The sequence below is a fragment of the Pseudoalteromonas prydzensis genome (assembly GCF_001661495.1).
GTDB lineage: Bacteria > Pseudomonadota > Gammaproteobacteria > Enterobacterales > Alteromonadaceae > Pseudoalteromonas > Pseudoalteromonas prydzensis.
In genome coordinates this window covers 172,266-195,200 of record NZ_BDDT01000005.1, presented here as the reverse complement: position 1 = coordinate 195,200, position 22,935 = coordinate 172,266, and the positions used below count along the sequence as shown (strand labels likewise).

At 41.1% G+C, this 22,935-nt stretch carries 17 protein-coding genes; 9 read left to right on the top strand and 8 right to left on the bottom strand.

What is annotated here, in order from left to right; translation table 11 throughout:
• Position 1 precedes the first annotated feature (1 nt).
• The 4 genes from A7968_RS11710 to A7968_RS11695 are packed head-to-tail and all read right to left on the bottom strand — an operon-like array spanning position 2 to position 4,275.
• Positions 2–1,543 carry a tripartite tricarboxylate transporter permease gene (locus tag A7968_RS11710; RefSeq protein ID WP_064666764.1) on the bottom strand — a complete coding sequence of 514 codons (1,542 nt, stop codon included), beginning with the start codon at positions 1,541–1,543 and terminating at the stop codon, positions 2–4.
• Between the two features lie 3 nt (positions 1,544–1,546).
• Positions 1,547–2,014, bottom strand: coding sequence for a tripartite tricarboxylate transporter TctB family protein (locus A7968_RS11705; protein ID WP_064666763.1), 468 nt, complete (start codon positions 2,012–2,014; stop codon positions 1,547–1,549).
• 11 nt (positions 2,015–2,025) lie between these two features.
• The gene (locus A7968_RS11700; RefSeq protein ID WP_064666762.1) at positions 2,026–3,009 is read right to left on the bottom strand and encodes a Bug family tripartite tricarboxylate transporter substrate binding protein; all 984 of its coding nucleotides are present in this window, start codon (positions 3,007–3,009) and stop codon (positions 2,026–2,028) included.
• 12 nt (positions 3,010–3,021) lie between these two features.
• Positions 3,022–4,275: an OprO/OprP family phosphate-selective porin gene (locus A7968_RS11695; RefSeq protein ID WP_064666761.1), complete on the bottom strand. Its 1,254-nt coding sequence runs from the start codon at positions 4,273–4,275 to the stop codon at positions 3,022–3,024.
• A 492-nt stretch (positions 4,276–4,767) separates the two neighbouring features.
• On the opposite strand from A7968_RS11695, the gene A7968_RS11690 reads away from it, so the two are divergent.
• From A7968_RS11690 to A7968_RS11670, 5 genes are all read left to right on the top strand, one after another.
• Complete coding sequence (locus tag A7968_RS11690; protein WP_064666760.1) at positions 4,768–6,045, top strand: efflux RND transporter periplasmic adaptor subunit; 1,278 nt, start codon at positions 4,768–4,770, stop codon at positions 6,043–6,045.
• Positions 6,042–6,797 carry an ABC transporter ATP-binding protein gene (locus tag A7968_RS11685; RefSeq protein WP_064666759.1) on the top strand — a complete coding sequence of 252 codons (756 nt, stop codon included), beginning with the start codon at positions 6,042–6,044 and terminating at the stop codon, positions 6,795–6,797. The genes A7968_RS11690 and A7968_RS11685 overlap by 4 nt, the downstream gene beginning before the upstream one ends.
• A 1-nt stretch (position 6,798) precedes the next feature.
• Positions 6,799–9,252, top strand: a complete 2,454-nt coding sequence (locus A7968_RS11680; RefSeq protein WP_064666758.1) for an ABC transporter permease — start codon at positions 6,799–6,801, stop codon at positions 9,250–9,252.
• A gap of 69 nt (positions 9,253–9,321) precedes the next feature.
• Positions 9,322–10,701, top strand: coding sequence for a sigma-54-dependent transcriptional regulator (locus A7968_RS11675; protein WP_064666757.1), 1,380 nt, complete (start codon positions 9,322–9,324; stop codon positions 10,699–10,701).
• Positions 10,701–11,996: a sensor histidine kinase gene (locus A7968_RS11670; protein ID WP_064666756.1), complete on the top strand. Its 1,296-nt coding sequence runs from the start codon at positions 10,701–10,703 to the stop codon at positions 11,994–11,996. Before A7968_RS11675 ends, A7968_RS11670 begins: the two co-directional genes overlap by 1 nt.
• Here A7968_RS11670 and A7968_RS11665 read toward each other — a convergent pair.
• A complete protein-coding gene (locus A7968_RS11665; RefSeq protein WP_064666755.1) occupies positions 11,993–12,502 on the bottom strand; it encodes a DUF2569 domain-containing protein in 510 nt (169 codons plus the stop codon). The two genes, A7968_RS11670 and A7968_RS11665, sit on opposite strands and share 4 nt — an antisense overlap.
• 157 nt (positions 12,503–12,659) lie before the next feature.
• Here A7968_RS11665 and A7968_RS11660 point away from each other — a divergent pair, with 157 nt between their 5' ends.
• Positions 12,660–15,608: a DUF3857 domain-containing transglutaminase family protein gene (locus tag A7968_RS11660; RefSeq protein ID WP_064666754.1), complete on the top strand. Its 2,949-nt coding sequence runs from the start codon at positions 12,660–12,662 to the stop codon at positions 15,606–15,608.
• A 754-nt stretch (positions 15,609–16,362) separates the two neighbouring features.
• Here the strand turns inward: A7968_RS11660 and ylqF are convergent.
• Positions 16,363–17,307 (bottom strand): ribosome biogenesis GTPase YlqF, encoded by a 945-nt coding sequence (gene ylqF, locus A7968_RS11655; RefSeq protein WP_064666753.1) that lies wholly within the window; start codon positions 17,305–17,307, stop codon positions 16,363–16,365.
• A 91-nt stretch (positions 17,308–17,398) separates the two neighbouring features.
• On the opposite strand from ylqF, the gene A7968_RS11650 reads away from it, so the two are divergent.
• Both A7968_RS11650 and A7968_RS11645 read left to right on the top strand, forming a co-directional pair.
• Positions 17,399–17,935 (top strand): YaeQ family protein, encoded by a 537-nt coding sequence (locus A7968_RS11650; RefSeq protein WP_064666752.1) that lies wholly within the window; start codon positions 17,399–17,401, stop codon positions 17,933–17,935.
• A gap of 26 nt (positions 17,936–17,961) precedes the next feature.
• Complete coding sequence (locus A7968_RS11645) at positions 17,962–18,558, top strand: lipase family alpha/beta hydrolase (RefSeq protein ID WP_064666751.1); 597 nt, start codon at positions 17,962–17,964, stop codon at positions 18,556–18,558.
• A gap of 9 nt (positions 18,559–18,567) precedes the next feature.
• On the opposite strand, the gene A7968_RS11640 is transcribed toward A7968_RS11645, so the two are convergent.
• Positions 18,568–18,777 (bottom strand): hypothetical protein, encoded by a 210-nt coding sequence (locus A7968_RS11640; RefSeq protein ID WP_064666750.1) that lies wholly within the window; start codon positions 18,775–18,777, stop codon positions 18,568–18,570.
• A 350-nt stretch (positions 18,778–19,127) separates the two neighbouring features.
• Here A7968_RS11640 and A7968_RS11635 point away from each other — a divergent pair, with 350 nt between their 5' ends.
• Positions 19,128–19,601 carry a Dps family protein gene (locus A7968_RS11635; protein WP_064666749.1) on the top strand — a complete coding sequence of 158 codons (474 nt, stop codon included), beginning with the start codon at positions 19,128–19,130 and terminating at the stop codon, positions 19,599–19,601.
• Between the two features lie 234 nt (positions 19,602–19,835).
• Here the strand turns inward: A7968_RS11635 and A7968_RS11630 are convergent, their stop codons facing one another.
• Positions 19,836–22,775: a TonB-dependent receptor domain-containing protein gene (locus tag A7968_RS11630; protein WP_064666748.1), complete on the bottom strand. Its 2,940-nt coding sequence runs from the start codon at positions 22,773–22,775 to the stop codon at positions 19,836–19,838.
• Between the last annotated feature and the right edge of the window lie 160 nt (positions 22,776–22,935).

Genomic DNA, 22,935 nt, shown 5'->3' with positions numbered 1-22,935 from the left:
ATTACGCATGCTCTTGCTTCGCTTTAACTGCAGCTTTATCAGCACGGCGCTGAGTTATAAAGTCTTTTAATGGAAATAACAACACTAATAATGAGATAACAAAAATACTCAGTGTTAGTGGGCGTTCCCATAAGAAACTTAATGAACCATCAGAGATCATCATTGAGCGACGGAAATTACGTTCAATCATGTCACCTAAAATAAAGCCTAGTAGTAACGGTGCCATTGGGAAAGCCAACAATCGCAATACCAATGCAACGAGAGCAAATCCAACCATCATAAATAAATCAAAAGTATTAAAGGAGACTAAATACACGCCAATTAAGCTGAAGAACAAAATCATAATGGTTAACACTGATTTTGGCATCGCTAATACTTTTGCAAAATACGGTATCAAAGGTAGATTTAAAATAAGTAATACGATGTTACCAAAATACATACTTACAATAACAGACCAAAATACACTGGGATTTTCTTGCATTAACATTGGACCTGGCTGAATGCCATAGGCAATTAACGCGCCTAACATAATGGCGGTAGTGCCAGAACCGGGGATACCTAAGGTTAATAATGGTACAAACGAGCCAGTACACGCCGCATTATTAGCTGACTCTGGCGCTGCTAAACCACGTAATGATCCTTTACCAAATTTATCTTTTAACGCTTTAGGCGCTAAATTGCGCTCAGTTGCATACGCCATGAAGCTGGCAATCGTTGCACCGGCACCAGGTAATACGCCAATGATAAAACCAAGAATCGATGAACGGCCTACTGTTGGTGCCATCTCTTTTATTTCTGCTTTGGTCAATTTTGTTGAGCCAATTTGCGGGGTATCTGAATCATTGATGCTTTTGATTTCTTTCTTCTCTGGACGTACTACATTGATTAGCGCCTCTGCTAATGCAAAGGTTGCCATTGCCACTAATAAGAAACTAATACCATCAAGTAAATCTGCTTGGCCAAAGGTAAAACGCTCTGTGCCTGATGATGGATCAATACCAACAGTGGCGAGCATTAAGCCGAACACTGTCATCATCATCGCTTTTAAAAATTGCCCTTTATTCGAAAAAGCAGCAATTGCGGTTAGACCTAAAAACATCAGCACTACATAGTCAGGAGATTGAAAGCTCAATGACACTTTTGCCAATAAAGGCGCTGCAACCATCAACAAAATAGCGCCGACCGTTCCGCCTATAAAGGAGGAGTAAGCAGCAATCGCCAATGCTTTACCGGCATGACCTTGTTTTGCCAACGGGTAGCCATCAAAGGAAGAGGCTACCGTGCCGGCAACCCCAGGGGCATTGATCAATATAGATGATGTTGAACCGCCAAAAATGGCCCCATAATAAACCCCGGCCATTAAGATCATGCCGGAATCAGCACCGATGCTATAAGTAATTGGGATCATTAACGCGATTGCAGTAATAGGGCCAAGGCCCGGTAGCATGCCGATAAAGGTACCGACAAAACAACCTACAATCACATAGAGCAAATTGTTCCAGTCGAGTACGGTCGACAAACCCAGCATAATTCCATCAAACATAACTTAACTCCACAGGTTGCCAGGAACCAAATAAATACCGAGTACTTGGGTCATTAAAAACCAAAACACCACAGCAACAGGAATAGATGCCAGCAATAAAATCTTCTTGCGACGCTCTCCCATAACAAAAAAGCCAACTAATAAAAACACACTGGTTGATATTAAAAAGCCAATTGGCTCAAGCGCTGCGCTATAAACCACCATCAATATCAGCAAGCCAAATGTTCTTAGTACATTTGATTTTTCAAGTACATCATCACTATCTGTTTTTTCGGTTGGTTTAAGTAACGTCGCCCCGATTGAAAGTAAGCAAACAATAATGCCAAATGCTGCATAGACCTTAGGTAAAGTAGCAGAGGTGACTGTTTCATACTCTTCAAATGGGAGTAATGGAATTTGCCATGCAACAATGGCGTATAGGGTAAATAGCGCCAAGAATAAACTTGGCCCTAGTAATTCGCGATTCAACATCAGAGCCTCGATTAACGTAACGTACGAATAAAGCCGAGTTCTTCCATAACAACTTTGAGCTGGGCTTCTTGCTGCTCAAGTGACTTTATAAATTGATCTTTTTCTTGAAATAAATTTAACCAACCATTACGTGCACGTACCACTTCCCACTCTGGAGTCGTTTGTAGTTTACGTAGTTTCTCGGTGTATTCTGCAAGTTTGTCGGCTGGTAAATTAGGTGCAGCAAAAAAGCCACGCCAGTTAACAAACTCCATGTCATAACCTAATGATTTTAGCGTTGGAATTTCTGGGTAATCTGGTAATGCATCCCCTGAGGTCACCGCTAAAATGCGTGCCTGACCACCGTTGGCAACTTCAAGCGCTTCGCTTAAACCGGTTGAAAGTAAGTTAACTTCACCAGATAACAAGCCCGCTTTTGCTTTACCGCCGGCATCATAAGGAATATAGCGAAGACGACGGCCATCAATACCCGCCGCTTTAACAGCTTGCGCTGCCACTAAGTGATCCATGCTGCCACGTGCTGAGCCACCAGCCACTTTTACAGAGCTAGGATCTTCTTTCATTGCAGCAATCACATCTTGCCAGCTTTTAAACGGTGAATCATTACGCACCACAAATGCACCATAATCAGCGATCATGCTGGCAACAGGGGTTAAATCACGGTAGCTGTAAGGGATTTTACCGGTTAATGCACGCAACACGATAGGTGTTGAGTTAACCATTAAAATGTCACCTTTCTTGGTACCCGACTCAATTAAATAAGCAATCGCACGACCGCCACCGCCGCCCGACATGTTTTGAAATGACGCATTGTCCTCAATACCTGATTTCACTAAGCCCTCGCCAACACCACGCGCGGTAGTATCCCAACCGCCACCGGGGCCACCCGGTACTAAAAAGTGAATATCAGCCATTGCGAACGGGCTACTTAGTACAAGCGATGCCGCCAGTACTGTAGTTTTAAAAGATTTAAATGATTTTTTAAGTAAATTCATAACGATTTAATCCTAAAATAAGTACTGAATACGCGCAGCTAAGCCAAGGCCATCATCTTCATCACCCACCAAGTCATTAGCACCAGGGCCATCAACTTCAGAGTAAATTACATTGGCCATAAACTTCACGTTTGCCGAGTAGTAGTAGTTTGCACCAGCGGTATAGGTAGTTACTTCAGTACCTTGAAAATCACTGGTTGCATCAGCAGCACTTAAACGCGCCACTAATTCCCACGCATTTTTAATACCTTTAGGTTGAGAGAATACCGCACTGCCTTTTGAGTAACTTCTTTGCGAACCATCTAGGAAATAACTTGCCGTTAATGAGTAGGCATCAAAACGTTCGCCATCGAGTACCGAAGCGCTGTCGAGAGTATCTAGTTCACGTGTTGCATATTCAGCTTCAACACTAAAACCTTTATTTTGGTATGCAGCTTCAAGACCCATTTGCTCAAAACTGTTTAAACGAACTAGCTCACCACCGGCTGCGTAATTAAGTAAGCGTGTATTAGTGCTACGCACTTCACCACGCGCAAGAGCGCCAGTTAATACTCGTCCGCCCATATCACGCTTTGAGTACCAGCTACCTAAGTGCAATACACCGTTATCAAGATCTTTTTGCCACGTTAAGCGACCAGTCAATGATAATGCCAGCGAACCATCGTCATTGTTGTTACCGTTAGCGCCAAACGCTTCATTTTTATAAACACCAACCGCATAACGCAAACCGGTATCTTTAAAGTATTGGTATACCGACGTACCCCATTGGAAATAAGGCGATACGTTATCAGCCAATGAACTACGTTCAATGGTGGTAATGTGCTTAGAGCTGGTTAACGCATTTAATGAGATATCTTCGCGCAACTTACCGACTTGCACTTTTAAACCGTTACCAAAGCCGCTATAACGTAGGCGCGCCATAACAATTTCACCACTGTTATCGGCAAAATCTAATAATAATTTGTTATCCCAATCACCATGCTCACTTTCAACGTATAAACGCGCACGACGCACAAAAAAGTCACTGGCATCTTCGCCTGAGCGGTTAGGACCCGCGTTGTAAGCACCATCAAAGTGGTTATAGTCCACTTGTAAACGGCCGCCAAATTCAAGGTTAAAGGCTTTATTGCCTTTCATTGAGTCGACTTCTTTTTGTAGCTCATCCAGTTGCTGTTGTAATTTTTCAGTATCGGTGGCAGCTAATGCTGAGGTACTTGCTAGAGCTGCTGCAATGGCCAAAGCCAATTGTGTGTTACTTGCTTTCATTATTTTCTCCACACCTGTGTATGATTTTGTTGTCGTTAGATGAGCTACTGCAATCTGCTATCTATCATCGAGCATAGTGTTAACGCTTGATTAACGAAATGTTTAGAAGTTAAGTTTCATTGATGTTTGTTTCGCTCTTTTTACCCATAAAAATCACGAACAAAATGAACAAAACAAGAGGTTGATATAAATAGCATTATTTTATTTATGTGGTGTTTTCTCAGTCTCAGCTAATAAAAACTGATCAAATTGTTGGCGTTGCTCCTCTGTTAAAATTGGATTATTACAACTAAAAATATAAAGCGGGCTCCCATTGCGCTAAATCAAGAGGCATTAGGGTGATGGTTAATTTTCCCGTTTGTGTGGCAACTTCCCATTAATGGGAAGTTTCACTTAGAACAAAGAAAAAATATTGATTAATATCAATACATTAAATATGGCACATTACTGGCTTTAGTCCCCATAACTATTTTACAAGCCAAAGATCAACATATGGATATTGATAGCACCTTAAAACGCAGCACCAAACCGAGTCAGCGTAAAAAACTCATATTTGGCATCTTACTTATTAGCATAGCGTTTATTATTTGGCTGATTTACTCATGGCTAGCCCCTACCACATTGGCGGCTAATCAACTGCAAATAGCCACCGTAACTCAAGCTGATTTTGTAATAAAAATACGTGGCTTTGGCCGTTTAAAATCAAAGTATCAGCGTTATTTAACCAATACCGATAGCGCCATGGTAGAAGCTATTCATGTTTACCCCGGCACCCGCGTCAATAAAGACACCGTTATTTTAACTTTGGTAAATCCACTACAAGCGCAGCGTTTATCAGTCGCACGGCTCGAATTAGCGAGACAAAAAGCCAGCGCTAACGAACAAATAATCAATCAAAAAAGTCAGCTATTAGAGCGCCAAGCAAGCCTGACTATTTTAAAAAGCGAGCTTGAAAGTGCCCAACTGCGTGCACAGGCCGAAAGTAAATTAATCGAGCAAGGCATTGTTTCAAGCCTTGATTACAAGCGCAGTTTATTAACCGTGAAGCAGTTAGAGCAACGTGTCGAAATTGAACAACAGCGCTTAGTCCAATTAGCCGATATGCACCATCAGCGCAGTAAAATTCAACAAGAGCTATTAAGCCAATTTGAATTGAACTATCAAGTACAACAGCAAGCCTTTGATGACTTACAGGTCACCGCCGGCATTGACGGCATGCTGCAAGAGCTTAATGTTGAGCTTGGTCAAAACCTTACATCAGGTACACGGCTCGCCATAGTAGGCTCAGATACCGCTCTCAAGGCTGAGCTTAGTGTGCAACAAAGCGATGCAGAAAAAATAGCTTTAAATATGCCAGCAAGAGTAAACACGTTTAGCGCGGGTAAGAGTAGCGAAGTAATCGCAACTGTCAGCCGTATTGACCCTATCGTCACTGATGGCCGCGTGATGATTGAACTTGATTTAACAGGTTCGTTGCCAGCTAATGCACGCCCCGATTTAAGTATTGAAGGCTATGTAATAAGCCACGTTATACCCAATGCACTCACCATTAACTTACCCAGCAAAGCGCAAGCTGATACTGACGCTACGCTTTTTAAACTCAACCCGACTACCCATTTAGCACACCCCACGCAAATTGAATTTGGTACACTCAGTGATAACAAAATTCAACTGCTGAGCGGCGCTAAGGTGGGTGAACAGCTGATCATTTCAGATCTCTCTAAATGGCAGCATTTGGCAACTATAAAAATAGCACAGGAAAGTTTATGAACACCAATACACTTATCTCATTAAACAATATCGCCAAGGTTTATCGCAGCCAAAATGTTGAAACCTACGCCCTCAAAAATATCGACCTTGAAATAAATCAAAGCGATTATATTTGCATTAGTGGCCCATCAGGTTGTGGTAAATCAACGCTGTTATCTTTACTTGGTTTGCTAGACAGCCCTACCGAGGGGCAATATTTTATTAAAAACGTCGATACCAACACCCTCGACATGGACCAACAGGCAGAGCTGCGTAATTTACATATTGGCTTTATTTTTCAGTCATTTAATTTAATAGATGAACTTTCGGTGTTTGATAACGTAGCATTGCCGCTGACCTATCGTGAGCCTGCTATGAGCCAAGCTGATATTCAGAGCGCAGTAAAGCATGCTCTTGATGAGGTTGAAATGGGGCACCGCGCCCAACATAAACCTAATCAGCTCTCTGGTGGGCAACAACAACGTATTGCTATTGCCCGCGCCCTTGCCGGTAAACCCAGTATTTTATTGGTTGATGAGCCAACCGGTAACCTTGACTCTAAAAATGGTGATGCAGTGATGGACTTGCTCGACGCACTGAATCAAAAAGGCACTACCATTTGTATGGTAACCCATGATTTACGTTACGCAGGACGCGCAAAAACTCAGCTAAAACTACTCGATGGCGAAATTATCTCGTATTCGCAAGCACGCCAAGATACGCACACTGAAAATACCAGCGCTGTATCCGCTGATACTGCCGAGGTGATTTAACATGAGCCGTTTAACTAAAACACGTAGTCAACTGCGCTTGGCGTGGGCATCACTGATGAACGCACCGGGGTTTGTTACCGCCGTTGTAGCCACCTTGGCGCTCACTCTCGCGACGTTATTTGTAGTGCTAAGCCTAGTAAATAGTTACTTTTTAAAACCCCTTGATGTATTTGACGAAACCCGCATGGTGGTGGTTGAGCAAAGCCTAACCTATGACGACTACGATGCGGTTGGCTTTCAAAGTTATCAATCGATGGTGCACTGGCTTAAAAACAATCAAAGCTTTGAGCAAGCTTTTATGATGAATGCCGCTGAAAATGTTTTTTTATACTTAGACGGCCAACCAAAAAAGGATGTGCTGTATGTCGGTGGTGAATATTTTGAGCTCCTACATACTCCTTTTTTACTCGGACATGGCTTTAAAAAGGGCGGAACTTTAGAAGAAGCTGATAATAGCGCGGTCATTTCAGAGAAGTTCTGGAAAGAACATTTTAATAGTGACCCTGATGTAATTGGTAAGCCCTTAAAAACAGCCAGTGAGATTGAAGGTGATGGGCATATAATAACGGGGGTTGTAGCGGCTAATTTCAGCCCACCTTACATGATTAAAGCGGGCTCTGTTGATGTGTGGTATCCAACCAGTTCTGACCGTCGATTTTTCCATAATGATGACTGGCAAAGCCCGTGGACCAACACGTTTAGAAACTTAAAACTGATTGCAGTATTAAAGCCTGGCGTCACTAACGAGCAAGTAAAAACCGACTTAAAAGCCCAAATTGATAACATTAAATCTGAGTGGCTCAATAATGGCGGCATTACTGATGTAAAGCCCGTTGTAACACCGTATCGTGAAGTTGAGCTTGGCAATAACGATCAACTTAGTTTAATGATGCTTGCAGGCGCGGTGGGGCTATTGGTCATCGCTGTACTAAACGTCAGCACCTTGTTTTTTTCACGCGCGTTAGCACAGCATAAAACCTTAGCGCTGCAAGCTGTACTGGGCGCAAAACGTAAAACTTTATTTAGCAGCATTTTACTGCAATCACTCATTTTAATGAGTATATCGGTCAGCATTGCACTGTTTTTATCTATTTGGGGTATTCGGTTATTCAAAGTACTTGCAGAAGGACGCTTGCCACTGGTGAACAGCTTGGCTGTTGACCTTAATTTGGTGCTGATAGCGATAGTTATGTGTATTGCTTTAGCGTACATATTCTCAGTGATCACTGCACGTTTAGTTAACTACAAAACCTTAAATAGCCAAATGCAAAACAGTGGCAAAGGCGGCGTGTCGCAAGTATCTGGTCGTACTGTGCGTATACTAATTGCCACACAAATGTTTGTGGCAGCCTTATTAGTTAGCTTTTCAATTATGATTGTTAGCAAAGCACTCGACACCATTAATCGCCCACTGGGTAGCGACACTGAAAACCTGTACTTTGCACAGTTATTTCAAACCAATAACAATGCAACACTGGCTGAGCGCTACGAGCAAATTAAGCAGTATCAAAAAGTATTACAAAATAGCGAAGGCATTAAAAATGTTGCTCTTGGGCAAAGCCCAGTATCCGCAAGGCAAAATGCCAATACTCTGACCGATGTTGCAGGTAAAAGCTCAATCTTCTTTCCAAGCCAGTGGGTCGGGCCTGATTACTTCGATTTAGTGGGCACAAAAATACTCGCTGGGCGTACTTTTAGTGAGCAAGCTATGCGCGGTGAAACTAACGAGTTATTGGTATCTATCAGTGTCGCTAAATGGCTATTACCCGATCAGGAATACACTAATATTATCGGTAAAAGCTACAAAGGCCTTGAAGATAAAATGTTTGAAATTGTCGGCATAACAGAGGACTTTAACCATCCTAAATACTACGACGAATCATTTGGTCGGCACATGTGGTGGCCCGCACAGCCTTGGAGCTATATGTTTGTTATTGAAACAGAGCAAGGTGTTGAGCTGACTAGCAAGCAAGTTTTAAGTTTATTAAGAAAAGCCAATAGTCACTTAACTTTATGGCAATTTAGAGACTTACAACAAGAGTACGATGATTTATTGTATATGAGTCACCTAACAGTAGCACTGTGTAGTACCTTAGCATTATTTACTCTATTATTAGCAGCAATAGGTATCTTTGGGGTGCTGAGCTACAACTTAGGCTTGCGCCGTTATGAGTTTGGTATTCGCATGGCTCTGGGCGCTAAAAAAGTACGCTTATTTAAACTCATGAGTAAAGAAGCTGTTATCCCTGTACTCATTGGCTTTATTCTGGCCATAGCAACCGTATTGGCGGGTTACTTTATGCTACAAGAACAGCTTATTTCGTGGTTAATTTTAGACGTACGCTTACAATTAATAGCATGGTTTATCACCTTGATTATTGCCATGTTCGCCTGCTTTAGGCCACTATTGCTATTAATTAAAGCCAAACCTATGGCCGCGCTTCGTAACGACTAAGCGAATATTGTTTACCCACCAAGCAAAAGCAAAGGCAATTTGCTTTTGCTTGAAAACAAGAAGAACAAAATGGACACAATTTTAGTTATCGACGACCAAGCCGATGTTCGCATGGCCGCCATCGTTGCATTAAATCAAATTGGCTATCAATGCATTGAAGCACAAGGCCCAGAGCAAGCGCTGGAAATAATCAACAACAGTGCTATTAGCCTGATACTGTTAGATATGAACTTTAGGCTCGATACGACCTCGGGTGAAGAGGGGTTACGATTTTTAAAACAGTTGCAGTCGCTTAGCTCAACTATTCCTGTTATCGTAATGACGGCATGGGCAAGCGTGGATGTTGCCGTAAAAGCGATGCAATTAGGTGCGCTTGATTTTGTTGAAAAACCGTGGAATAACCTGCGCTTAACAGCGGTGGTACAGCAGCAGCTTAAACTAAGCAAAAGCAACCACGACAATGCCTGTTTAAAAGCCTTAAACACCACTCAAAATGCCGATTATATTGCCAACTCCCCCACTATGCAGCAACTACTTGCACGCGCTAAACGCGCAGCAAAAACCGATGCCAGCATTTTAATCACCGGCGAAAATGGCACCGGCAAAAGCTTATTAGCGCAATATATTCATCAGCATTCTAATCGCTGTGAGCAACGTTACGTGAGCGTCAATATCGGCGCTATTGCGCCATCTTTATTTGAAAGTGAATTATTTGGTCATAAAAAAGGCGCGTTTACTGATGCCAAAGAAGACCGCTTAGGCCGCTTTGAAATAGCTAATGGCGGTACCTTATTTTTAGATGAAATAGCCACGCTCCCCCTTGAGCTACAAAGTAAAATGTTGCGCGTACTCGAAAGCCAAGAGTTTGAAGTATTAGGCTCTAGTCAAACCCAAATTGCCGATGTGCGGATCATTGCTGCAACCAATGCCGAACTTGCTAAAGCAATTGAAGAGGGAGAATTTCGCCGCGATTTGCTGTTCAGGCTTAACACCATTGAACTACACATTCCGCCCCTGCGCGAACGCCCGGAAGATATCGTTGAGCTGGCTAATCACTTGTTGGCAACACACAGTAAAAAATATCAGCGCAGCGGCATGACACTGACTGGCGAAGCGACGCTGGCGCTTACCCAGTACCATTGGCCTGGTAATGTAAGAGAGCTTAGCCATTGTGTTGAGCGAGCCGTGATCATGAGCGATAACGACAATATTGACGCCAGTGATTTAACTCTTGAACAACCCAGTAGTGAAGTCAGCAATAGCGCAACAGATAAGCAATCGCTGCCGCTATTACCGTTGGAAGAGCTTGAAAAACAAATGATCCAAAAAGCACTGGCTGAATTTAATGGCAATGTTATTGCTGCTGGAGAATTTTTAGGATTAAGTAAATCAGCTATTTACAGGCGCATCGATAAGCATCAGCTTGATTTAAAAGAAGCAGACAGTTAATGCCAAAAACCACGTCATTTGAACAATACCTAAAGCGTTATCTTTATTTAGTGACCTTTATATTGCTGGTAATATGTATCCTACTCGCAATAAGCTGGGATTTAGATTGGTTTGCCAGTGCTAGTTTAATACTACCAATATTTGCAGTTAGTACTTTTGCTTTAATAAAATGCTATCGGCTCATTACAGATGTGTTAGAGCGTTTTGGTTTACAACTTGATGGTCTCGCTAACGACGAGAATAACAGCTGGCATCTTGCAAAATACCAAAGTGGCCGTATTGCCGGGCTTAAAAGTGATTTTAATAAACTGAGCAGTAAGATTGCCAAAAATAAACGTCATTACATGCAAACCGAAGAATTCGTGTTTGAATTTGCTCGTATGCTTGATTTACCTATTGTTATTTTAGACCCACATGGGCTCATTTACTTTACAAACAAGGCCTTTATTAGCACTTTAGTAACACCAAATGTTGAGGGGTTAAGCTATGCTGACTTAGGGTTAATTTATAACGACGGTAGTTGGCAGATAAAAAAAGAATCTCGTTTTAACCGCCGCTATATCGCCTCTTCGCAAACATTTTGGCGCACAGGGCGAAATTACGAACTCATTACTCTGTTCTCTATTGAGCAACAGCTACGTGCGAATGAACAAGACATTTGGCAGCGCTTAATTCGCGTGCTCAACCATGAAGTACGAAACTCCCTAACGCCGATTTACTCAATGAGCCAATCATTACAAGCCATGAAACAGCAAGGGCAAATAACGACTCAGCCCGACCTTGCCCAAGACATGCTGCAAGTAATTGAAAAACGTGCGCAACATTTGCTTGATTTTGTAAGTAGCTACAGTTCATTTTCAAAACTGCCTACGCCAAACAAACAGCTCATCAATACTGAACAAGTGAACTTACGGCTACAAGCTATCTATCCTGAATTAGTGATTCACTCACCTCAGCCTGTGAATTTTACGGTCGATTTAGGTCAGCTAGAACAAGCACTAATCAACCTCATAAAAAATGCCTTTGAAGCTGGCGGCAACTCACCTCCTATACTCAATTGGCAGCAAAAAGATAACAAAGTAATTATTGAGCTGCTCGATAACGGCACTGGTATTGCGAATCCCGAAAACCTGTTCGTGCCATTTTATTCAACCAAAGCACAAGGTGCAGGTATAGGTTTAGTGATCAGCCGCGAACTCATTCGTAATCAAGGCGGTAAGTTACAGCTACTTACTAACCCACACGCTCAAGGCACGCTCGCCGTAATTACTTTACCAATATATAAAACAAACTAACGCACAAACGTTGCTTTAACACGTTCAGAAATTAGCATATAGGGCACCCAAATAACGACCGTAAGCACCCCGCGAATAATTTCTAATCTAGTTTCGCCATCAAAAACAGGTGCATCTGGGATTATCATTCTTATTGCAAAGGCATCTGCAACAATAAAAACTAAACTCGATACGGCAATGCCAATATACCATTTAGGGAACTGGGCCTTTTTCTTAAAGAACAACACAATTAAATATAAAGATGCGAGGGTGATTAAAGTATTAAACACCATTTCACTCAATAGTAGCGGCTCCCAGTAGGGGTGATAATAATCCCCAAACTGCGAGGTAAGTGACTGCCAAGTACCTGTTGTAAATAACTCAGGGTAAGTATTTAGCATAAATGCAATTAATCGAAATGGTGCTATAACCACACCGATAGCCACCAATATAAGCCAACCTTTAATGCCAACCATATCGTCTGCGATGCCACTTTCAAGCGCTGGTGAAGCTTTCGTTTCTTCCATGATTTTCTCCTGTTTTTTGTTTAACATCGCAGATTTACGTATTATTTACTAGTTTTTAATTTAGCAATAAACCTTATACCTAATTGGCTTATAGCTCTTTGCTTGGTAATCTAATAACAAGAAGGATATCCAGACTTTACCAACAAGAAGAACAATAATGAAATGGACTCAATTAGCAACTCGCATGTTTTGTGCTTTTTTACTCACGATCAGTTTTTTAAGTAGCAGCCAAGAATATCAAATACAGCCAGCCGATGACTGGGTAAAACAGCAGCAATTGATTGCAACTGAAATTCCAACAAACAAAATTTTAGATGGCACATATTATCTACTACTCGATACTCAAATAAAGGTCTCAGCCCAGCAACCTTCACAGCGCTATACTCGCACCGTTATGCAAGCGGTAAATCAAACCGGTATCGACTACATAAGCCAGTTAAATTTAGATTTCGATCCTAGCTATCAAACCCTTACACTAAACGGCTTAGGCGTTATTCGTGACGGGCAATACATAGATAAGTTAGCCAGTGCGCAGTTTAAAGTATTACAGCGTGAAACCGAGTTAGCTAATCGCATTTACAACGGCAGTTTAAGTTTAAATATTATTGTTGATGATATGCGCATTAACGATCAGCTCGACTACAGCTACACTATTACTGGCCGTAATCCTATTTATCAACATTTTGCTGCATCGCGCACTTTGAATTGGTCGGTACCAGTGGCACAACAGTTTATGCGGGTGTTATGGCAAAAGGATACGCCTTTATACATCAATACTGTCAATGGCGAAGTTGAAATAACCGACACCCCACTAGAGCTTGGGCATGACTATCAAATTAGTTTGCAAAACCAACCCACCGTTGCATCCTCAAGCCAAGTACCACAGTGGTATAGCCCTTATAAACAAGTGTTTTTCTCTGAGTTAAAATCATGGCAGGAAGTAGCAAACTGGGCGGCGCCGTTATACCAATCAGCAATAGAAGTAACACCATCCGTCAGCCAGATTGCCGATGAAATAGCACTAAGCAATCCAAAAGTTTCCGATCGCATTGCTGCTGCATTAAAGTTTAGCCAAGACGAAGTGCGCTACTTAGGTCTTGAAATGGGCACTAACTCCCATCAGCCCACCTCAGCTTCGGAAACACTGGCGCTTCGCTATGGTGATTGCAAAGACAAAACTGTACTGCTAATTTCATTACTTAAAGCAATGGGCATTTCAGCTTACCCTGCATTAGTAAACACAGCTGAAGGTAAGCGATTGATTGAGCTTCCTGCCTCTGCACAGCTGTTTGATCATGTGATCGTCACACTTGAGCATGCAGGGCAACGTTATTGGTTAGACCCAACCATAAACTATCAAACTGGCACTCTCGCGCATTTAGCACAACCCAATTATGGTTATGCGCTCATTGTTAAACCTTTTCAACAAAGCCTTACCGCAATGACTCCCGCAGTCGATGCTATTGCCATTAAATCTCAAGATAACTACAGCATTGCGCTTAAACCAGAGCAACCTGCAACATTTCAAACTCGCTACATTTATAGTCAGTTTGAAGCTATCAATAGACGTAGTTCGTTAGCCCGTAATGGGCTTGATCAAATAGCGAAAGATTACCACGAATATTATCAAGGTTACTTTCAAGGTATTACCATTGATAAGCCGATGACGGTGACTGAAAATAAAAATAACGGCGAATTCACAAGCGATGAGTTTTACCTTATTAATGACTTTTGGCAACCCGACGATGAAGGGCTAAGAGCCGACTTTTATGCCTCTGATATACAAAATAGTGTTTACGAACCCGATCAAATTAATCGCACTGCGCCGCTGTATTTTAAGTACCCTAATAATATTAAAACAACCATTAAGGTCAAATTTGAAGAGCCAAATTGGCACTTTGATGATGAACAAAATGAAATTGATAATGCGTTCTTTAATTTCAAAAAAAATATCCACTTTGTAGACAACACTTTAACACTCGATTTTTCATTTAGCGCCAAGCAAGATCATATTCCAGCGGATCAGATTAAACTGTACCTGAGCGAACGGGCCAAATTAATCGACAATTCACAGTTTGGCATTGTTAAATATGTAAGTGCGGATACCACTGACGGCTTTGCGCTAGAAGATGATTGGATCATTTTAGTGTTACTTGTTTATCTGCTTGCTATGCTCTTTTTTATTGTCGCATGGCGTATTGAATCAGCAAAACGCCCGACATTTAGTGATGCGCAGTTTTACCCAGTTACGAATACTAAGTTTATTCTTTATAGTATTTTTACCTTAGGGTTATTTATTAACTACTGGAGTTATCGCAACTGGAAAGCAATTAAAATACAGCAAAATAGTCATATCATGCCGATTGCTCGCGGGATTTTTTCGCTGTTCTTTTTCTATCCTTTATTTTTGGAGCTCCTTGCACACAGTCAAGAGCACCATAAAAAGAACAAAATAATGCCTAATGCGCTAGCTATTGTGGCATGGCTACTCCTTTTAGTACTTACAGTAACAACACGGTTTGACGATTACTCAACTTTTGCGCTGTGTATAATTCCTTTTATTTGGCTGCCATTAGTTAACTACATTCAACACCTAAACCAATCATCTGACGCACTTGCATACAACTCTAAATGGCGAGTAAGAAATATTGTGATCGCCATAATTTGGGCTCCCATTTTATTTTTAAGCTTGCTCGAAGAGGTTTACTTGTTACCGAGTACCGCGATCGTTAAGGGCGATAAATTATGGTCATTTCAAATGCAATTTTTGAAACGTCATCAATTAGTGCCTATTGATGAAGATGTGCTATTTTTTTACAGCGATGCATGGGTAGATTTTCGTAACGACGGCAATGGTATAAGCGACAACTATATTTTTAGTTATTGGAAAAATGAACAAGATCAACTTGAATCAAACTTAAAACACTTTCAGGATATAGCTAGCGTAGAAGTAACTTATGGTAAAACACAACTTGAAAATACGGTTATCAAAGTGATTGATAAGCAAGGCGATCACTTTTTACTTATCGTCGATAGCGAAGGAAGCAAAGATAAAGAGTTAATGGCACAAATAAATCGCAGAGTGAATAACCAGAAAACACCATAATTATAAAGCCCAACACTAGTTTAAATGCCAATACATTGCTTTTATTGAGCTTTTTACAAAGCCACAAATAAATGAGAATTATTTTCAATTGGGTGTTGACAGTTCGACAAATCTAACTGATAATCAATATCAACAAGACGGTAAAGCATCACCACTTGTACAGAATAAACAGTTTGTTTCTCGACCCTGAAACACGTGTGGCGCACGTAAACCGCTAAGGTTTCCTGTTACTAACCGCAACGCCCCTTGATGTTGATAACAGGTAACCGCCCTACTATTTTACTTGCTACATTGCTCATATCGGTGACGGTAGATATGAAACTAAAAAAGCCCTTACGGGCTTTTTTTATGCCTAAAATTCCAGCAACAAAAACTCCACGTAAAATTATTTTTTAACTAACAATATGTATTTTATATATAAATACAAAACCAAACACGGTAATGAGAATTATTTTCAAATAGGTGTTGACACATATTAAGATCTAACTGATAATCAATATCAACAAGGCGATAACGCATTACGGCTTGTACGGAATAAACTGTTTTGTTTCTCGACCCTGAAACACGTGTAGCCCACGTTAAAGCTTGGTTACCTGTTATTAATCGCAACGCCCCTTGATATTGATAACGGGTAACCGCCCTACATTTTACTTGCTACATTGCTCATATCGGTGACGGTAGATATGAAACTAAAAAAGCCCTTACGGGCTTTTTTTATGTCTGTTATTTAGTGAGCTACCTAATGTAAAAACAATTAACGGCGATTTTTACGTGCTCGCGCTCTGCGTTGTTTTTTCTCTTCTTCTTTAGCGGCTTTTTTAGCCTCCGCCGCAGCACGAAGCTCAGCAACCATCACTTCTTCTTCCTCACGCATAGCTGGCGTTTCCATGGTAATACGGCCAATAATGCCATCGCGTAATTCATTGATTAGAATTTCCGACATTTTATAGGTATCAATTTGGTTGCCACCACGAATACAACCACGCTTTTTACCCGCCATTTCAACAAATTCCCAATCATTTTCTGGTAATTCATCAATTTTATAACGGGCTTTTAAAAGCTCAGGATACGCACGTAACAAATATTCAGCGGTATAACTTGCCACTTCTTCATATTCGAGTGCAGTATCACGTATCGCACCTGTAGCACCTAAACGGTAGCCTGAGTTTTCGTTTTCAACTTTTGGCCACAACATACCCGGTGTGTCGTACAGCATGATGCCGTCTTCAAGCTTAATACGTTGCTGTGCTTTAGTAACCGCCGGCTCGTTGCCTGTTTTCGCAACAATACGACCCGCCAACACATTAATTAGCGTTGATTTACCCACGTTTGGAATACCCATGATCATGGCTTTAATTTGCTTATCAGCACCTACTTTGTGTGGCACCAGCTTTTTACACAGCTCATTAATACGATGAACCTCAGCCGCTTTATCATTACCAAACGCAATCGCCTTAACGCCATTTTCTTGCTCAAAGTAATCCTTCCACGCTTGGGTCATTTTAGGATCGGCTAAATCCGCTTTATTCAAAATTTTGATGACCGGCTTACCTTCACGCAAAGTAGCCACCATCGGATTTTCGCTACTGTAAGGAATGCGCGCATCAAGCACTTCAATGATCACATCCATTTGTGGCATGATTTCTTTAATTTCATTACGGGCTTTATTCATATGCCCAGGGAACCACTGGATAGCCATTTTTAAACTCCTACAGATAATTTCACGCTATTTTAACTGGCTAAGCTGTTAATTGCGCTATACTGGCGCAAATTTTTTCAAATAAACTGTTATGGCCCTTAAATCGACGATTATTAAAGCGCAGTTATCGCTAAGCGATATGGACCGCCACGTATACCAAGACTTTAATTTAACCTTGGCACAACACCCTTCTGAAACCGAGCAGCGCTTGATGATCCGCTTGCTTGCATACGCACTCAATGCCTGTGAAGGCTTAGAGTTTACTAAAGGTTTATCGGCTGATGATGAGCCTGAGCTGTGGCATAAAAACTACAGTGAAGAGATTGAGCTGTGGGTTGAACTTGGCTTACCAGACGAGAAGCGTGTTAAAAAAGCCTGTAATAAATCTAAAAAAGTGGTGCTATACACTTATGGTGAGAATAACCAAGCTATTTGGTGGCAAAAACAGCAACCTAAATTATATGAATTTAAAAACTTGAGCATTTATAGCTTAGATTTTGCAGCAACCCAAGCGCTTGCAGCATTAGTTGATCGCAATATATCACTGACGATTACTATTCAAGATGGTGATGTATGGGTGAGCTCTGATTCAGTGAACATTGAAATAAAACCAGTACAATTAATGTAAATTGTATTCTGTAAAAAAGAGGGTGTATGGCTGTTAAACAAGTTGTGGTGTTGCATGGTTTGTATATGTCTGGCTTTGTGATGCGCCCTTTATGCTCGCAGCTCGAAAAGTCTGGGCTGAGCATACTCAACCTTTCATATAATACATTGTCTCCCGATCGTGCCGCTATTTTTGCACAGATTGATGCCTTTATTGATGGTAAAAGCACGGCCCTTGTGTGTCATTCAATGGGCGGACTGGTGGCGCGTGCATACCTTGCTGCAAATTCAGAGCAAAGCCAAAATGTTGAAAAAGTCATCACCTTAGGCACCCCGCACAAGGGCAGCCATATCGCGCGCAGGATGCAGCAAAAAGGCTTTGATGTGTTTTTAAAAAACAGTGTGGAATTTTTACTCACTGAAAATGGTGATTGGCCATTTAACGCAAAGCTCTACAGTATTGCCGGCGATTTACCGATCGGGCTCATGCCGTTAATAGCCAAAGGCAGTCAATCCGATGGCACTGTGTTACTTGACGAAACCAAGCTCAATGGCATGGCAGAGCACAAAGTGTTCCATTTAAGTCACACCAGTATGATCTACTCACGCCAAGTGATGAAGTATATTGTTGAGTTGCTTATTTAACCTGATTATTTATTCTTCTGCACTCGCAGCCACTTTGTAGGCAATAAAAGCAATGATTGCTAAAATTAGCGGTGTAGGTGCTGCGATATAACCAAATGTAGCAAAGTTGGCAAAGCTTGCCCCAGCTAAGTGACCAACTAGCCCAACTACAAATGCTAACAGAGCAATACCTATAACGATCAACTCAAATTTATTTTCTTTGTTAGTTTTAGCCTGCATGTTCTCTCTCCATGTAATTAATCTACGTTGATTATGCGCCGACTAAAAATACAAATTTTGACCTAAATCAAATCCTCACGTGCAGTTAAAAGATGTAATAGCAAAGCTTGTTCTGGATCATGGTTTTGTTCTATTTTTAAGCAATAGACAGTTATTTTGATTTTTGGGGTGGTTTTTTAAAGATTGCAGCCCATCTCTATTAAAGTAACGAGTTTTATTCGAATGGTTTATTTTTGATAGGCTAAAACTATCAATGTCATCGATTTTAACCATTTTACAGATCACTAAAAATGGCTGATACTTGCTATCAGTGTTTAGAAAACATCTTATCAGTTTATTAAGGAGAAGTTATGTCACAGGTAAACGCAATTGGTCTTAACAGCGCGAAAAGTGAAGATATCATCAAGTCACTCAATACCCTGCTAAGTAGTTATCAAATTCAATATATGAATGCCCGCGGTTTTCACTGGAACATCAAAGGGCGTAACTTTTTTGAGCTACACATCAAGTTTGAAGAAATTTATAACCTATTACTTTTAAAAGTAGATGAAATAGCCGAGCGCATTCTCACTCTTGATGGCGCACCACTGCATGCATTCTCAGACTATTTAGAGATCAGTAACATTAAAGAAGCTAAAAATATTAGTGATGGTGAAGCTGCCGTAGAAAACTTACTCGCAGGTTATAGCATCTTAATTAAAATGCAGCGCGATATTTTAGAGCAAGCAAGTGATGCACAAGATGAAGGGACTGCCTCATTAATGGGTGATTATATTACTGAGCAAGAGAAACTAGTGTGGATGCTAAAGGCATATTTGAATTAAGTATTTGAAGATTAAGTTAAACATGTAAAAGCCCTCGTTAGAGGGCTCAAGTAGGGAAGAATCGTTAATTAATAAGCGATTCAATTTGTATATTAAACACCCTATAGCTTAATACAACGCCACTGTTACAAGTGGCGTCTTTGTGGATGTAAGTAGCCTGTTTATAGACACTACTCATTTATATTCAGAGCTAAAAAGCCCTGTGCATATGGAGCTTGATACTTATTGCTAATATTAGAACTTACTTCTAAATCCTATGTAATAAGTTTGCCCAATTGGATCGTAGGTGCCAGCAGCCGTTTCCGTTCCCGTACTTGAACCACTGACACCAGAAATAATTCGTGGCGGCTCTTTATCAAACAAGTTATTTGCCCCCATATACAACTCGACTGAGTCGCTGATGTGGTAGCTTGCCTGTACATCATGGTAAGTCACTGAACCAACGCCAACTGAGCCTGCTGGAATATTATCAAAGCCATTTAAGAATTGATCATCAAAGTCAGCGCTACCGGTATAAGTCATACTCCAGTTAAAATCAAAGTCATTAATTTTATAACCTAAGTTCCAGTTTGCTTTATGTTCTGATGCACCCACCTCACCAGCGAAAGTATCTTTGTCAGCGCCAGGTAATGGGATTGAATAGCCGTCAATTAAATAGGTATATGCTAGACGAGTACGGAAAGAGCCTGGGCCAATATCAGTCGCATAAGTCAATGTTAAATCTACACCTTCAGTACCTAAGCCACCACTGTTTGATACACCACTATCAATAAACTCCAATGAGCCTGCACTATTATTACCTGCGGCGGCACTGCGACGAGTAATAAAGTTACAAAAGCTATCATCTCCACCATAACATTGCGAAAGAATAAACTGACGTGGCGTTGCCACAATGGCATCATCAATTTCAATGTCAAAATAATCGATAGTAATATCAAGGCCTGAAATTAATTCTTCAGGAGTATAAACAACCCCAACTGTTACAGAATTACCAACCTCTTCTTTTAACTCTGGATTACCGCGGTTAAAACCACTGATACCTTGCAAGTCAGATTGATTAAGAGTAAATACACCATTTTGCGCTATATTGCTGGCAACTCCCACATCAGCACGACATGCCGCATCAGCAGCACCACCGCCAGTATTACCAACCCCTACGCATGGATCAGTTAAGCCACTTGGAAAGGTTTGCGAAGGTGGCGAAAATAATTCATCAATGTTCGGAGCTCTCGTTGAACGTGCACGCGTTGCCCGTAAACGAAGCTCATCTGTAACAGCCCAATCAATACCCACATTCCAACTCTCTGTATTACCAACTGTAGAGTAATCAGAAAGACGAATTGCGGCGTTCATCGTTACAGCATCAAGTAATGGTATATTAGCTTCAACATAATACTCAGTAACATCAAATGAGCCTTCTGTAGCAGGGATCGCGTTACCTGCATTTAGCCCCGCTTGCTGTAGAGCATCAAACTCACTTCGTGAAAACTCTTCACGATATTCAAAGCCTGCTGCGATGCCGATCATACCAGCCGGTAACTCATATAAATCACCGGAGACATTACCACCAATAATTTCTTGTTCGACCGAGGTAGATAACATGCTCGGAGCACGAACAAAATCAATCGCACTTTGCGACATTGAATTAAAACCAAAAATATTCACTGGAGCACAGTTAAAGCCGCGCGCTGTTGCATCAATACAAATTGCTTCATTCGTAATACCATCTCCATCCAAATCGAAGCGATCATTAACGGCTTCTAAACCTTGACGAAAACTTTGCACATTAACTAAGCCACCTGAAACTTGTGACTCTTTCGTTTTACCGTAAACGTAATAAGTATCGTAAAACCAACTATCGTTAATCTCACCTTCAAAACCTATAGCCAATCGAAATGTATCTCGCTCTGCTCGTGCACCACGGTTACCAATATCACTTAAGCGTTTAGCAAAGAAAATATCTTTAAATCCATCGCCATCAGTATCGGTTGCAGCATTATAAATATCATCAGGAACGTATGCATTGCGTAATATTTCATCTTGTACTAAAAACTCAATAGGTACTCGCCCATTGGCATAAATATCGTCTGAAGCGAATGGAAATGGCTCTAATTCTGAATTGGTTGTACTGGATGCATAAGTGCCTTCAAAAAAGAAACTGTGCTTATCTGTTAACTGATAACTACCATTTGAGGCAAATAAATAACGCTCTGTAGGAATTGCGATAGTACGCACACCATTTCGGTTAAACCCATCAGGGCCTATAGTGCCGTTACCATTAGTACTGAAACCATTTTGTAAATTATTATTTTGATCATAGGTAAAGCGAGAATCCCCAGCATCAAAACGACCTTGCGGTGGGAATGATGAAAAGAACGGACGAACAGCTTCAAAGATATCACTTGCTTGACCTGTCTCCCGATCTTCAAACGCAATTTGAGCTATTTGATCCACCGATGAGCGCTCGCGATCCCGAGAAAAAACAGCCCCCTGATCAGAGTAACCCAAATGGAACATCGCATGGCCTTTGCCATCATTGCTACTTAATCCAGAAGTAAATGAAAATTGTCGAGACTGATCATCGCCCTCTTTTGACTCACCAAATTGACCTTCGAACTCAATACCTTCAAAATCATCTTTCAGTACAAAGTTAACAACACCGGCCACTGCATCGGAGCCATAAACAGATGATGCCCCACCAGTCATAATCTCAACTCGCTCAATGAATTGGCTTGGAATACTATTTAAATCCACTGCTGAGCTTCCCGGTACACCTGACACATAGCGACGCCCATTAACAAGCACTAATGTTCGCTCTGACCCCAAGTTTCGTAAATCAACAGTCGCCACACCAGCACTTGAGGTGTTGAAATTTGAATTAGTACGGCTAATTGCCGGAGAGCCAAAAGCCGGGTTTTCAAGTAATAAGTCCTGGATGTTTAATGAACCTGATGAATCAATTGCTGCGCTATCAACTACTTGAATTGGTGCTGAAGACATTGCTTCAGCTGAACGAATACGTGAACCTGTAACTTGGATCCGCTCTACAGATTTAACATCATCTTCAGCAGCTGTAAGATTTAAAGACATCCCCGTTAATAATGAACTACTTAGTGCAATACTAAGCGCCGAATACTTAAATTTGTGATTTTTAGACTTTGCTTTTTTGTTCATGAAATTCCCCTGAATTATTATTTTAAGTAACTAAATTGCTACCAATTACTAACACTAAAGGGCTTGAAAGAGCTTCTCTATAAGTATGATTCTAGTGGCCAAAAAGGTGGGATAGATGGCGTGTACGGCGTGATTAATAATGAAAATTAAGTTATTCCAT